The sequence below is a fragment of the Aeromonas sp. R2-4 genome (genome assembly GCF_040908365.1).
Taxonomy (GTDB): Bacteria; Pseudomonadota; Gammaproteobacteria; order Enterobacterales; family Aeromonadaceae; genus Aeromonas; species Aeromonas veronii.
Genome location: NZ_JBFODO010000009.1, coordinates 21,217 through 35,828, shown reverse-complemented (window position 1 = coordinate 35,828; position 14,612 = coordinate 21,217). Strand labels below are relative to the sequence as shown.

10 protein-coding genes are annotated in these 14,612 nt (G+C 60.3%); 5 read left to right on the top strand and 5 right to left on the bottom strand.

Annotated elements, in window-relative coordinates; all coding sequences use genetic code 11:
* Positions 1 to 44: 44 nt before the first annotated feature.
* From AB5Z05_RS04075 to grpE, 5 genes are all read right to left on the bottom strand, one after another.
* Positions 45 to 1,001 carry an aminoimidazole riboside kinase gene (locus AB5Z05_RS04075; protein WP_368150194.1) on the bottom strand — a complete coding sequence of 319 codons (957 nt, stop codon included), beginning with the start codon at positions 999 to 1,001 and terminating at the stop codon, positions 45 to 47.
* A 115-nt stretch (positions 1,002 to 1,116) separates the two neighbouring features.
* A complete protein-coding gene (locus AB5Z05_RS04070; protein WP_368150163.1) occupies positions 1,117 to 2,607 on the bottom strand; it encodes a carbohydrate porin in 1,491 nt (496 codons plus the stop codon).
* 264 nt (positions 2,608 to 2,871) lie between these two features.
* Positions 2,872 to 4,014: a molecular chaperone DnaJ gene (gene dnaJ, locus AB5Z05_RS04065; protein WP_005338032.1), complete on the bottom strand. Its 1,143-nt coding sequence runs from the start codon at positions 4,012 to 4,014 to the stop codon at positions 2,872 to 2,874.
* Between the two features lie 101 nt (positions 4,015 to 4,115).
* Positions 4,116 to 6,044: a molecular chaperone DnaK gene (gene dnaK / locus AB5Z05_RS04060; RefSeq protein WP_042053028.1), complete on the bottom strand. Its 1,929-nt coding sequence runs from the start codon at positions 6,042 to 6,044 to the stop codon at positions 4,116 to 4,118.
* A gap of 297 nt (positions 6,045 to 6,341) precedes the next feature.
* Positions 6,342 to 6,917 (bottom strand): nucleotide exchange factor GrpE, encoded by a 576-nt coding sequence (gene grpE, locus AB5Z05_RS04055; RefSeq protein ID WP_005338036.1) that lies wholly within the window; start codon positions 6,915 to 6,917, stop codon positions 6,342 to 6,344.
* Between the two features lie 291 nt (positions 6,918 to 7,208).
* Here grpE and nadK point away from each other — a divergent pair, with 291 nt between their 5' ends.
* From nadK to AB5Z05_RS04030, 5 genes are all read left to right on the top strand, one after another.
* The gene (gene nadK, locus AB5Z05_RS04050) at positions 7,209 to 8,093 is read left to right on the top strand and encodes an NAD(+) kinase (RefSeq protein WP_005338038.1); all 885 of its coding nucleotides are present in this window, start codon (positions 7,209 to 7,211) and stop codon (positions 8,091 to 8,093) included.
* A gap of 250 nt (positions 8,094 to 8,343) precedes the next feature.
* Positions 8,344 to 10,008, top strand: coding sequence for a DNA repair protein RecN (gene recN / locus AB5Z05_RS04045; protein WP_150388746.1), 1,665 nt, complete (start codon positions 8,344 to 8,346; stop codon positions 10,006 to 10,008).
* Between the two features lie 328 nt (positions 10,009 to 10,336).
* Positions 10,337 to 11,227 (top strand): manganese-dependent inorganic pyrophosphatase, encoded by an 891-nt coding sequence (locus AB5Z05_RS04040; protein WP_100654150.1) that lies wholly within the window; start codon positions 10,337 to 10,339, stop codon positions 11,225 to 11,227.
* Positions 11,228 to 11,477: 250 nt separating this feature from the next.
* Positions 11,478 to 12,641 (top strand): macrolide transporter subunit MacA, encoded by a 1,164-nt coding sequence (gene macA / locus AB5Z05_RS04035; protein ID WP_323968206.1) that lies wholly within the window; start codon positions 11,478 to 11,480, stop codon positions 12,639 to 12,641.
* Complete coding sequence (locus tag AB5Z05_RS04030) at positions 12,638 to 14,611, top strand: MacB family efflux pump subunit (RefSeq protein ID WP_368150161.1); 1,974 nt, start codon at positions 12,638 to 12,640, stop codon at positions 14,609 to 14,611. Before macA ends, AB5Z05_RS04030 begins: the two co-directional genes overlap by 4 nt.
* Position 14,612: the final 1 nt, after the last annotated feature.

Sequence of the window (14,612 nt, the reverse complement as noted above, 5' to 3'; positions counted from 1 at the left end):
TCACATGAGAGTAGGGGCTGTTGCACCGGGCTTCTAGCCTCAGCTCAACAGCCGCTTGCGCCTGATCGCAAAAAGGCATCCAGTTCGGAGCGGGTCGGCAGCGCCGTCATCGCCCCCTTGGCGGTGGTGGCAAGCGCCCCGCAGCCGTGGGCCTGAGCCAGGATGGCGGGTAGCTCGGCCAGTGTCGGCAGCGACGAGCGCCCGGCCAGCGCCGCCAGCAGACCGGCGACGAAGGCGTCCCCCGCCCCCGTGGTGTCGATGGGCGTCACTTTATGCCCCACCCACTCCAGCAACTCGCCATCAAGGCGAGCCACCACCCCGGCCGCCCCTCTGGTCACCAGCACCAGCGCCGGGCCAGAGATAGTTGCAAGCCCGGCGACCAGTTCATCCTCGCCACTCAGCAGTTGCAGCTCCTCGATGGAGAGCTTGACCACATCCGCCTGCGCAATGGCCTGACGCACCAGCGGCAGCATCTCGGCAGGGTTGCCCCACACCTCGGGGCGGAGGTTGGGGTCGAAGCAGACTCGCCCGCCTTCCGCCTTGATGGCTGCCATGGCCTGCAGGCAGCTGGTGCGCACCGGCTCGTTGGCGAGCGCGATGGAGCAGGTCAGCAACCACTGATCGGCATCGAAGCGGGGCAACTCATCCGGGGTGAGGAACTGGTCGGCACTGGGGCGCACCATAAAGGTGAAGCTGCGCTCCCCCTCGTCATCCAGTGCCACCAGCACGGTAGAGGTGCGATGGTCTGGATCGAGCCGCAGCGCACCGATATCCACCCCCTCCCCGCTCAGGGTATCGGCCATAAAGCGGCCGAACGGATCGGCACCAACCCGGCCGATAAAGGCCGCATCGCCGCCAAGCCGTGCCACGCCAACCGCCACATTGGCGGGCGCGCCACCCGGACACTTGAGGTAGTGCAACGCCCCTTCCGGGATCAAGTCCACCACCGCATCCCCCATTACCCACACACGATTCGTCACCTTGCTACTCCACTGCTGCATCGGATCGACTGTCAAACCCGAACTCTGTTCTGTTGGCTGGCATTATCAGCTAAACCGTTTTAGCCAACCAACAGATCTCGGCACCGGCTGCCATTTTTGTGATCGGGATAACGAACTAGAACCAGGTTTCCATCTGTACGCCAAAGTTCCACTCGCCTCCAGCGGTGAAGTTGCTCTGGCCCATGGCATCGTCGCTGGCGTAGTTGTCGAGCTCGGAGGACCAGTCCATCCAGCTGGCGAACACCCTAAGCTCAGGCCGCTCGAAGAATCCGGCGGTCTGCGCCTTGAAGGTGGGGGCGAAGGTGAGCTTGGTGAAGTTGCCGTTCACCGCCTGGCGTCCCTTGTACCCCTTGGGATCGAGGTCCATGTATTGCCAGGCTGCCTCGTAGACCAGCTCGACGTTCTGGCTCAGCACCTGCGCCACCCGGGTATTGAAGGTAAGCCAGCGATACTCGTCCCCTTTCACGTAGCGATCCTGACTCTGCTCGGCCAGCAGGGCCGGGGCAAAACGCCAGCGCGAGTTGAGATCGGTAGCGCCAAACACGGCGACCCGCACCGCATCGGCGTCCGGCAACAGCTCGCTGTCAGAGCCCAGCCCCTTGACCTCGGCCCCCAGCCCATGACCGTACAGCACCGCCGCCTTGGCAAAACCGGGGTTGATGCCGAAGAAGCTCTCGCCGTGGTAGGCCAGCAGGGTGTGTGCCCCCTTGTCCGCCGTCTCGCTGCCCGCCCCCTTGTCATTGATGCGGGCGTCATTGTCCTTGGCCGAGAGACCGTTCAGCATCCACTGCCAGTTGCCGACGCGGTTGTTCATGGTGAGGATGTAGCTCTCGATATCGGAGAGACCGCTGGCGCTGATGTCGCCGTAATCGCGGCCATAGAGGGAGAAGTTGGCCTTCCAGCTGTCGGCGAGCTGCACGTCGTAAACGCCGCCGCCGGTACCGGCCAGGAACACCACGTCGGAATCGAGCCAGTGGATGTCGAAGTTGTCCCGATCAAAGCGCTTGCCCGCCCACAGCACCGCATTCTTGAAGGGGCCGTCGAAGCTCGCCAGATTGCCGATCTCGGCAAACACCTGACGGGTATTGAGGCTCGAATCGCTGGCGGTCCAGTCGTTGCTGGTCTCAACCCCGTCTGCCAGCATCAGCTTGTAGCGAGCCCAGCTGCCATCCTCGAAGGTCTGGGTTTTCAGCAGGTTAGCCTCCATGTAGGTGTCATCTTCGTTGCCAAGGCGACCGACGGCCCCGCCCACCGAACCGGCTGGCGTGATGTAGGGGCCGCCGCGCCCACCGTTGCCATTGCTGTTTACCAACAGGCCCGAGCGGGCATAGCCGTGAAACTCGAAGCCCTGGGCACCAGCGGTCTTCTCATCCACCTTCTGGCTGCGGTTGTTGGCCACCTGCGCCTGCTCGCTGGCCGCGCTCGCCTTCACTTCCGCCTGACTGGCACGGCTCTCTGCCGCCTCGGCTCTCGCTTCAGCCGCCTGTACCCGCGCCTCCAGCGCCGCCAGACGGGCCTCGATACCGCCATCCGCCGCCCACAGCGGGCTGATCATTCCCAATCCCAGCGCTACCGCCAGCGCCAACTTGCTCTTGAACATCATCATCTTCCTCACCTGTCATCTGTGGCCCGAACGGGCGCTGTTGTTATCGACAGCCAGAGCATAGCTAAACCAATTTAGCCAACTCAATATGACAACTAAACCGTTTCAGCAACAGTGTGAGCGGGATAACATTTGTACAGCAGGAATTGGCGGGAGTTGTGAGGAGGATCCCTCATCAGGATCCACTCAATAGGGCGGATCCTGGCTAAACGGCGGGCAAAAAAAGAGCCGGCACAAGGCCGGCTCTGTTTATTCGGGTCGCTGAAATCAGCTGGTTAGATCGTCGAAGAAGCGTTTCACCCCTTCGAAGAAGCCTTCCGATTTCGGCTTGTGGGTCTTGGCAGCGGCACCGCTGAAGGATTCGTCCAGCTGGCGCAGCAGCTCTTTCTGCTGCTCGGTGAGGTTGACCGGCGTCTCGATCACCACCTTGCACATCAGATCCCCTACCTGGCCGGAGCGTACTGACTTCACGCCCTTGCCGCGCATGCGGAACATCTTGCCGGTCTGGGTCTCCGGAGTGACCTTGAGCTTGACGCGGCCATCCAGGGTCGGTACTTCAATCTCGCCACCCAGGGCGGCTGCGGTGAAGCTGATGGGCACTTCGCAGTAGAGGTTGTTGCCGTCACGCACGAAGATCTCGTGCTCTTTGACGTGCACCTGTACGTAGAGATCCCCTGCCGGAGCCCCTGCCTCCCCTGCCTCCCCTTCGCCGGAGAGACGGATGCGATCGCCGGTATCGACGCCCGCCGGAATTTTCACCGACAGGGTCTTGGTGCGCTGGTAGCGACCTTCACCGTGACACTTGCGGCACGGATCCTTGATGATCTTGCCGCGACCGTGACAGTGCGGACACGCCTGCTGCACCGCAAAGAAGCCCTGACGCATCTGCACCTGGCCGGAGCCGTGGCAGGTCGGGCAGGTCTGGGCACTGCTGCCGGTGTGGGCACCGGAGCCGTTACAGACTTCACAGTGAACCAGAGTCGGCACCTTGATCTCCTTGGAGACCCCGCGTACCGCCTCTTCCAGCGTCAGCTCCATGGTGTAGCGCAGGTCGGAGCCACGGGCCGGGCCACGACGAGCACCACCACGGCCACCGCCGAAGATGTCACCGAATACGTCACCAAACATGTCGGCGAAGTCGGCACCGCCGCCAAAGCCACCGTGGCCACCGCCACCCTGGCTCGGGTCGACACCGGCATGGCCGTACTGGTCGTAACGGGCACGCAGGTTGGCATCGGTCAGGACCTCGTAGGCTTCCTTGACCTCTTTGAACTTCTCTTCGGATGCGGCATCACCCTGGTTACGATCCGGGTGATACTTCATGGCCAGGCGCTTGTACGCCTTCTTGATCTCGCGATCGTCGGCATCTTTCGCCACACCCAGTACTTCGTAGAAATCGCGCTTCGACATACTCATCCTGTGGTTACGCAGACGGGCGTTGGTTACCCAACGCCCGTGAATTCATTGACCAAGCCGATGGGCGAAGCGGACTTCGCCCATCTGGGTAGGGCTTACTTCTTGTCGTCTTTCACTTCTTCGAACTCGGCGTCGACTACGTCGTCGTCAGCCTTGGCAGAAGAGGAGGACTGACCGGCATCAGCACCGGCTGCACCCTGGGCCTGAGCCTGCTGCTGGGCAATTTCCATCAGCTTCTGGGACGCTTCCAGCAGAGCCTGCTGTTTGGCTTCGATAGCAGCCTTGTCGTCACCCTTGATGGCAACTTCCAGCTCGCTCAGAGCGGCTTCGATCTTGGTCTTGTCGTCGGCAGGCAGGGCTTCACCGGCTTCGGTGATCTGCTTGCGTACGGAGTGGACCAGACCATCAGCCTGGTTGCGAGCCTGTACCAGCTCTTCAAACTTCTTGTCCTCGGCCGCGTTGGCTTCGGCTTCGCGTACCATGCGCTCGATCTCGTCATCAGACAGACCAGAGGAGGCCTGGATGGTGATCTTCTGCTCTTTGTTGGTCTCTTTGTCTTTCGCAGAGACGTGCAGGATACCGTTGGCATCGATGTCGAAGGTCACTTCGATCTGCGGCAGACCACGCGGTGCCGGACGGATGCCTTCCAGGTTGAACTGGCCCAGAGACTTGTTGTCGCTGGCGCGCTTGCGCTCACCCTGCAGCACGTGAATGGTCACGGCAGATTGGTTGTCTTCGGCAGTGGAGAACACCTGGGACTTCTTGGTCGGGATGGTGGTGTTCTTCTCGATGAGCGCAGTCATCACGCTGCCCATGGTTTCGATACCCAGGGAGAGCGGAGTAACGTCCAGCAGCAGTACGTCGGTCTTGTCACCGGACAGTACGGCACCCTGGATAGCAGCACCCATGGCCACGGCTTCGTCCGGGTTGACGTCTTTACGCGGCTCTTTGCCAAAGAACTCGGCAACGGTCTTCTGAACCAGCGGCATACGGGTCTGACCACCAACCAGGATCACGTCGTCGATCTCGCCAACTGCCAGACCGGAGTCTTTCAGGGCGACACGAACCGGCTCCAGAGAGTCTTTCACCATGTCTTCTACCAGGGATTCCAGCTTGGCGCGGGTCACCTTGATGTTCATGTGCTTCGGACCAGTGGCATCTGCAGTGATGTACGGCAGGTTGACGTCGGTCTGCTGGGCAGAAGAGAGCTCGATCTTGGCTTTCTCGGCGGCATCTTTCAGACGCTGCAGCGCCAGCTGGTCGTTACGCAGGTCGATGCCCTGCTCACGCTTGAACTCATCTACCAGGTAGTTGATGACGCGGTTGTCGAAGTCTTCACCACCCAGGTGGGTGTTACCGTTGGTCGCCAGTACTTCGAAGGTGGTTTCGCCTTCCACTTCGTCGATCTCGATGATGGAGATATCGAAAGTACCGCCACCCAGGTCATATACGGCAACCTTGCGCTCGCCCTTGACCTTGTTCACGCCGTAAGCGAATGCAGCAGCAGTCGGTTCGTTGATGATGCGTTTTACATCCAGACCGGCGATGCGACCGGCATCCTTGGTAGCCTGACGCTGGGCGTCGTTGAAGTAGGCCGGAACAGTGATAACGGCTTCGGTTACCGGCTCGCCCAGGTAGTCTTCGGCGGTCTTCTTCATCTTCTTCAACACTTCGGCAGAGATCTGCGGCGGTGCCATTTTCTTGCCCTTCACTTCAACCCAGGCGTCGCCGTTGTCAGCTTTGGCGATGGCGTACGGCATGATTTTCAGGTCACGCTGCACCTCTTCATCTTCAAAACGACGACCGATCAGACGCTTGATGGCGAACAGGGTGTTTTTCGGGTTGGTGATGGCCTGACGCTTGGCCGGCTGACCAACCAGGATCTCGCCATCATCGGCATAGGCAATGATGGACGGAGTAGTACGATCGCCTTCTGCGTTCTCGATCACGCGAGCAGTGTCGCCATCCAGAATAGCGACGCAGGAGTTGGTAGTACCCAGGTCAATACCGATGATTTTACCCATTTGACGAATCTCCAAATACTTTGAATAAACTGGCGAGGAACTCGCCTTAATGCGTTAACGGCTAGGTGGGGGCTGCCAATCTGGCTTTCAAGCTCCCGGCATCAAATTTTTTGTGCCGCCGCGGCCTTGCTACCTATATGGGGTCGCCAGACGCAGCTTCAAGCCCCAACCCTAAAAAACCACACCCTTTGTCATGGTTGCGCGGTCACGTTGAGCCGTAAACCGGGCAAGATGAACAGGTGCTGCACTGCGAAACAAAAAGCCCGCCACAGGGCGGGCTCGGGCACCCACAGCCAATCAGTCGACCGCTTTGGCGATCATCACCATGGCAGGACGGATCACCCGACCGTTGAGATCATAGCCCTTCTGCATCACTGCAATGACGGTGTTCGGGGCCACATCAGCACTCGGCACCATGCTCATCGCCTGATGGGCGTTGGGGTCAAACGGCTGGTTGATCGGATCAAGCGCCACCAGACCAAACTTGGCCACGCCGCTCTGCATGGATTTCAGGGTCAGCTCGACACCTTCGATCATCGGCTTGAGGGCTTCGTTCTCCTTGTCGGCCAGTTCGATGGCACGCTCAAGGTTGTCCAGCACCGGCAGCAGTTCATTGGCGAACTTCTCCAGAGCGAATTTGTGCGCCTTCTCCACATCCAGCTCGGTACGACGGCGCAGGTTCTCCATCTCGGCGGCGGTACGCAGGGCGCGTTCGCGCTCTTCCGCCGCTTTTTGGATGGCGGTTTCCAGCTGCGCTTCCAGTTCGGCAATGCGGGCCTGCTCGGCTGTCACTTCACTGTCTACATCGGTCGGCTCGACTGGCTGGGCTTCCACTTGCTCCATCGCTTCAACCTTTTGCTCTTCGTGGTTCATGACATCTCCAATTCCGGGGTTACTTATGAGGGCCCTGACGTCTGGTTGAGCGACCGGACGACAACAGACCGACTATGTTGGCGCTATTATGGGGATGCATCCCCGGCTTTCAAGGGGTAAAGGGCAATCTGGGTTGCTGAATAGCCGCAACCGTCGGTTTATCCGGGTTACCGCTCACCGTTTAACCAGTAGCCTCAAGGGGATAGCCACCCCCGTCACACGGGAGAGCGTCACAAGCGGAGCAAAGCACTGTATACTGGCCCGCAATACCCATCCCAGATCTGACTGACTATGGATTCTCCGTTCAAAACCATCGCCCTGATTGGCAAACCCCACCATGAGGGGGCCAACCAGACGCTGACCGGCCTGCATCAATACCTGACCGCCCGCGGCTTTCGGGTTCTGGTGGAGAGCCGGGTCGCCCAGACCCTGAGCATCCTCGATGAAAACGTGATGGATCTAGTGCAACTGGGCCAGCAGGCCGATCTCGCCATCGTGGTCGGCGGTGACGGCAACATGCTGGGGGCGGCGCGAGTACTGTCGCGCTTCGATGTGGCGGTGATCGGGGTCAACCGGGGCAACCTCGGCTTTCTGACCGACCTCTCGCCGCAGGATTATCTGCTGCCGCTGGAGCAGGTGCTCTCCGGTCACTACAAGAGCGAACACCGCTTCCTGCTGGAAGCCTCGGTCTATCGCCACGGCGAGCGCAAGTCGAGCAATCTGGCGGTCAACGAGGCGGTGCTGCACCCGGGCAAGATCGCCCACATGATCGAGTTCGAGGTCTATATCGATGGCAGCTTTATGTATAGCCAGCGTTCGGACGGCATCATAGTGGCCACCCCGACGGGCTCGACCGCCTACTCACTGTCGGCAGGTGGCGCCATCCTCACCCCCAAGCTCAATGCCATCACGCTGGTGCCCATGTTCCCGCACACCCTGAGCAGTCGCCCCATCGTACTCGATGCCGACAGCGAAGTGCGGCTGCTGGTCTCGCCGGACAATCAGGACGATGCCATGCAGGTGAGCTGTGACGGCCAGGTGACGCTGGCGGTCCACCCGGGGGACGAGATCCTTATCAAGAAGAGCCACCACCAGCTTCATCTGGTTCACCCCCTCGACTACAGCTACTTCCACGTGCTGCGCAACAAGCTCGGCTGGGGCAGCAAGCTGTTTTAATCGGCGCTGACCGACAACGGCATTGACACAACGGGCGCCTGAATTGGCGCCCTTCTCTTTTCTGTCGTGGCAACGTCCCCTGCACTCTCATATCCGTACCGCGTCCCAATAGTCAGTACCGCATTCTCATAGCCATGGCGCACTGGTGCGACTTTCCTGTGTTAAAAATGGCGGCGCCCTCTTTACTGTATATAAGACCAGTATATACTGGATACATACACAGTAATGTTGACCTATACAGGATGAGACCATGCTGACCCAGCTGACCGTCAACAACTTCGCCATCGTCAAGTTTCTAGAACTCGATCTGCAACCGGGGATGACCTGCATCACAGGTGAGACCGGTGCCGGTAAATCCATCGCCATCGACGCTCTCGGTCTCTGTCTCGGAGAACGGGCCGAAGCCGGCATGGTGCGACCCGATAGCGACAAAAGCGAGGTCAGCGCCCGCTTCCTGCTGGACAACAACCCGGCCGCCCGCGCCTGGCTCGCTACCAACGAGCTGGAAAACGAAGGTGAATGTATCGTGCGGCGAGTCATCTCCGCCGAGGGGCGCTCACGCAGCTATATCAACGGCGTGCCTGTCCCCCTCACCCAGCTCAAGAATCTGGGCCAGCTACTGGTCAACGTGCACGGTCAACATGCCCACCAGATGCTGCTCAAACCCGATTACCAGCTAGCTCTGCTCGACGGTTATGCCGGTCACCATCTGCTGCTCGACGAGGTGCGCCAGCACTATCAGCAGTGGCGCCAACTGCAAAACGAGCTGAACCGGCTCAAGGCCGAGCAGCAACAACGGGAGGCCCGCCGCCAGCTGATCGAGTACCAGGTGCAAGAGCTGGACGAATTTGCCCTGCAACCAGGGGAGTTCGAAGAGATAGAAGAGGAGCACCAGCGTCTGGCCAACGGCACAGAGCTGATGCAGGAGTGCGGGGCTTGCCTCGATCTGCTCTATGACAACGAAGAGACCACTATCGCAGGGTTGCTGCAATCAGCCGTCGATCGGGCCGAGGGGCTGGTCAGCATGGACAGCCGCCTTACCCCGGTACTGGAGATGCTGAACGAAGCGCTGATCGGCGTGCAGGAGAGCCACAGCGAACTGCGTAGCTACCTCGATCGGCTGGAACTGGATCCCGAGCGTTTTAACGAGCTGGAGGCCCGCCTCTCCAAGGCGATCAATCTGGCCCGCAAGCACCATGTCAAACCGGCAGATCTGGCTCAGTACCATCAGGAGCTGGCCTCTGATCTTGCTCGCCTCAACTCCGATGAAGAGCGGTTAGAAGGGATGGAAGATGAGCTGGCCGAGGCCCGTCAGGCTTTTGTCCAGGCCGCCGAAGCCCTGAGTCAGAGCCGTCAGCGTTACGCCCAAGAGCTGGGCGCCAAGGTAACCAGCAGCATGCACGAACTGGCGATGCCCGATGGCCGCTTTGCCATCGAGGTGCGCCCCGATGCCCAGAGCAGCCTCTCTCCGCTGGGTATAGATCGGGTGGAATTTATGGTCACCACCAACCCGGGCCAACCGATCCAGCCGCTTGGCAAGGTGGCCTCAGGCGGTGAACTGTCACGTATCAGCCTCGCCATCGTGGTGATCAGCGCTCGCAAGGTCTCCACCCCGACCCTGATTTTCGATGAGGTGGATGTGGGGATCAGCGGCCCGACGGCCGCCGTGGTGGGTCGCCTGCTGCGCCAGCTCGGGGAGTCCACTCAGGTGATGGTGGTCACTCACTTGCCTCAGGTGGCAGGCAACGGCCACCAGCATATGGTGGTGAGCAAGCATACCGATGGCAAAACCACCGAAACCCGGATGGATGCACTCGACCAGAATGCCCGCCTCAATGAGCTGGCACGCCTGCTCGGTGGCGACCAGATCACCGACAACACCCTGGCCAATGCCCGCGAGCTGCTGCGTCGATGAATCAGGTGATAAAGCCGATTTGCAGCGATGGCGACTGACAGGGCAGACCGAACATGCTGACTTCGCAGGTACGGACGAGTGCCATGGCTTTCACAGTCAGCAATAGCCAATAGCCAATAGCCAATAGCCAATAGCCAATAGCCAATAGCCAATAGCCAATAGCCAACTGTGAGAACCGAACACGCGTCAGGATTACCGACCCAGATCAATAAAATGGCGAGTTAGGCGAAGCTGGCAGCAACATGGGCGTGGATCCGGTTGCCTTCATGTGGCGGATTTCGCATAGTGTTGCCCCCCTTTATGGGTATCCAATTGTGAGGCTTTGTCTATGATCCACGTTTTTGGTCACAAGAATCCTGATAGCGACAGTATCTGCAGTGCGCTGGTTATCACCGACTGGCTCAATGGCCAGGGCCGTCAGGCCACCCCATGGCGTCTGGGTGACCTGCGCACCGAAACCCGTTTTATTCTGGAGCAGGCTGGCGTCAGCGAACCCGAGTTGCTGACCAAAGATTTGACTGGTGAAGATGTCTGGCTGGTGGATTTCAGTGATCTGGAACAGGGCCCTGCCACACTGGCACAAGCCAATGTACTGGGCCTGGTGGATCACCACCGTCTCGGCACTCTGGTCACCCAGTCTCCGCTGGATGCGTGGATCCGGGCCGTCGGCTGCACCTGCACCATCGCCTTCGATCTGCTGAGCCAGCAAGGTACCGTGACCCGCAGCCAGGCTCGCCTGATGCTGGGCGCCATCATGAGCGACACCCTCTGTCTCACCTCGCCCACCACCACCGAGCAGGACAAGATCGCCTGCGAGCGTCTTGCACCGCTGGCCGAGGTATCGCTGGCCGAGTTTGGTCAACAGTTGCTGATGGCGAAAACCGATCTGAGCGGCCTCACTCCTGCGCAGTTGCTGCAGCAGGATGAGAAAGCATTCCAGGCCGAAGGTCTGAACTTCATCATGAGCCAGATCGAAGTGGGCAGCGAACAGCAACTGGCCGAGCACCTGCCAGCCCTGCAGCAGGAGATGGCCCAGCGCGTGACGAGCGAAGGGCTCGACTTCTTCGTGTTGATGGTGACTGACCTGACTGCGGCTGCCAGCCGTATCTACTTTACCGAGCACGCCAAAGTACCGGCCGAGTCCAGCTACCACCCGGGCTTTGTCAGCCGCAAGAAGCAGGGTCTGCCCTGGGTGATGGATCTGCTGGCCAAGGCCTGATCCTCCCTCGCCATTACCTATTCCAAAGCCCTGCCTCTGCGCAGGGCTTTTTCATCGCCAGCGCCAGCCGTACTCCCTATCCTCTTGCTGACCATCTTGCTCACCACTGCGGCCTCTCGCTTACTCCTTTCATGGCTTATTGACAGTTAACGCCATAACTTTGCTTACATATTTGCGGCTGTTCTTTATCAGGGCTTTGCTGCAGGATAATCGCCGCGCACAACCTTTTCCGTTTCCATTCAGGTGATCGATGAACATAACCCCCAAGCAGAGAACCCTGGCCATCACCATGCTGATCGCCGTGGTGCTCCTCGGCTGGCTGCTCTGGCCCAGTCAACCACCCAAGGCGATGCTGACCGCTCAGGTGACCCGCGAGGATATTGCCCAGACCGTGCTGGCCAGTGGTGTGCTACAGGCCGTAGAGCAGGTGGATGTGGGGGCCCAGGTCTCCGGTCAAGTCACCAAGCTGGCCGTCGAGGCCGGTGATCAGGTCAAGCAGGGAGACCTGCTGGCCGAGATCGATCCCCTGATTGCCCAGAACAACCTCAAGACGGCCGAGGCGGAGCTTGCCAGCAACCGCGCCCAGCTCAAGATCAAGCAGGCACAACTCAAACAGAACGAGCTCGCCTGGCGGCGCCAGCAGCAGATGTTCAAGCAGGAGGCGAGCTCACGGGCCGATCTGGAAAGTGCCGAGGCACTGCTGGCAGTCACCCGCGCCGAACTGCAAAACAGCCAGGCCAATATCGACAACGCCCTGATCAAGGTTGATAGGGCCAAGACCGAGCTGGGCTACACCAAGATCCTGGCGCCGATGGATGGCACCGTCATCAGCATTGTGACCCGTCAGGGCCAGACCCTGGCTGCCAGCCAGACGGTGCCGACCGTGCTCAAGCTGGCCAACCTCGAGACCATGACGGTCAAGGCGCAGATCTCCGAAGCCGATGTCACCAAGGTCAAAGCCGGCATGCCGGTCTACTTCACCCTGATCGGCGATCCGGATACCCGCTATCAGGGTATGCTTCGCGCCGTGGAGTTAGCGCCTACCAACATCAACGATCAGGCCACCACCGGCACCGCAACCAACAATGCGGCCGTTTACTACTACGCCCTGTTCGATGTGCCCAATCCCGACCATACCCTGCGGGTCGCAATGACCACCCAGGTGACCATAGTGCTCGGCGAGCGCAAGCAGGTGCTCACTGTGCCGCAAACCGCCCTCGGCAAGTCGCTGGGTGACAACGAGTATGAAGTCACCGTGATCAAGGACGATGAGACGACCGAAACCCGTCATATCAAAACCGGTATGAAGGATGAGATCCGCATTGAGGTGATCAGCGGGCTGAGTGAGAAGGAGGAGGTGCAGCTCAATCACGGAGCCCCCGCCGACAATGATGAGATGGCGGTGATGCTATGAGTGAGCCCCTGAACCAGCTGCCGTTGATCCAGCTAAAAGGGGTCAAGCGACGCTACCAGAGCGGCGACAGCGAAGTCACCGTGCTCCACCCTCTTGATCTCACCATCTCGGCAGGAGAGATGATCGCCATTGTCGGCGCGTCCGGCTCCGGCAAGTCGACCCTGATGAACCTGCTGGGTTGTCTGGATAGCCCGAGCAGCGGCCAGTATCTGTTTCGCGGTCAGGACACCGCCACCATGGATGCGTTGGCGCTGGCCCGCCTGCGCTGCCACCACTTCGGCTTTATCTTTCAGCGTTACCACCTGCTGCCTCATCTCGATGCCGCCGCCAACGTGGAGATCCCGGCCGTCTATGCCGGCACCAGCCGCCCGGATCGCCAGGCGCGCGCGCGTCAGCTGCTGGGCAGACTGGGTCTGGCCGATCGCACCCACCATACCCCTGGCCAACTCTCCGGCGGTCAGCAGCAGCGGGTCAGTATCGCCCGGGCGCTGGCCAATGGCGGCGAAGTGATCCTCGCCGATGAACCGACCGGCGCACTGGATAGCCAGAGCGGCAAGGAGGTGATGGCGATCCTCAAGGAGCTGCACGCTCAGGGCCACACCATCATTCTGGTCACCCACGATATGAACGTGGCCAGCCATGCCGACCGTATCATCACTCTCAAGGATGGTCGGATTGAACAAGATAGCGGCCCCAGCCAAACGGCCGTGTTGGCTCCAGCCACCGCTGTAGCCCCTCAAAAAATAGTGCCCACTAAAGGCGCCATGGGCCACGACTGGGATCGTTATCGGGAAGCGGGACGGATGGCGATGCATGCCATGCTCGCCCACCGGATGCGCACCTTCCTCACCATGCTCGGCATCATCATCGGCATCGCCGCCGTGGTGAGCGTGGTCGCTCTTGGTCAAGGGGCGCGCGCCAAGGTGATCGACCAGATCAATGCGATGGGCACCAACACCATCGAAATCTTCCCGGGCAAGGGATGGGGCGATGAGAAGATGGCCAGCATCCAGACCCTCAACAAGGGGGATCTCGATGCTCTGCTGGGGCAACCCTATCTTGCGGGCGCCAGCCCCGAGATCGGCAGCTCAGGCCAGTTGCGCTACCGCAACAAGACCAACAGCGGCAACGTGACCGGGGTCGGTAACGACTATTTCAAGGTAAAGGGGATGACGCTGGTCAGTGGTCGCTTACTGGAGTGGCAAGATATCCAGCAACGTGCCGCCGTCGCCGTGGTGGACAAGAAGAGCATCACCAGCCTGCTTGGCAAGGAGGATCCTGTAGGCAAGGTAGTACTGGTCGGCACCTTGCCGGTGCGGATTGTCGGTGTGGTTTCGCAGGAGACCGGCTTTGGCCCCACCAGCCAGTCGGTCAATATCTGGCTGCCCTACAGCGCGGTGATGAGTCGCCTCATCTCGCAGCACCACTTCAGCCAGATCACCATCCGGGTCAAAGACGGGGTACAACCGGCACTGGCCGAGCAGGCGGTGATCGAGCTGATCACCAAGCGCCACGGGGTGAAGGATTTCTTCACCTTCAGTAGCGACAGCATCATCAAATCGGTAGAGAAAACCACCGCCACCATGACCCTGATGGTCTCGGCCATCGCGGTGATCTCGCTGATCGTCGGCGGGGTGGGCGTGATGAACATCATGCTGGTGTCGGTGGTGGAGCGCACCCGCGAGATCGGCATTCGCATGGCCGTGGGCGCCCGCCAGTCGGATATTCTGCAGCAATTCCTGATTGAGGCTGTGATGGTGAGCCTGCTGGGGGGGATATTCGGCGTCGGCCTCTCGCTGGGCATTGGCGCGCTCTTTTCACTGCTGGTGGACTCCATCAAGATGCAGTTCTCGCTCTTCTCCATCCTGATGGCCTTTGGCTGCTCGTCACTCATCGGGATCCTGTTTGGTTACCTGCCGGCACGCAATGCGGCGCGGCTCGACCCTGTTGTCGCACTGGCGAGGGAATAAC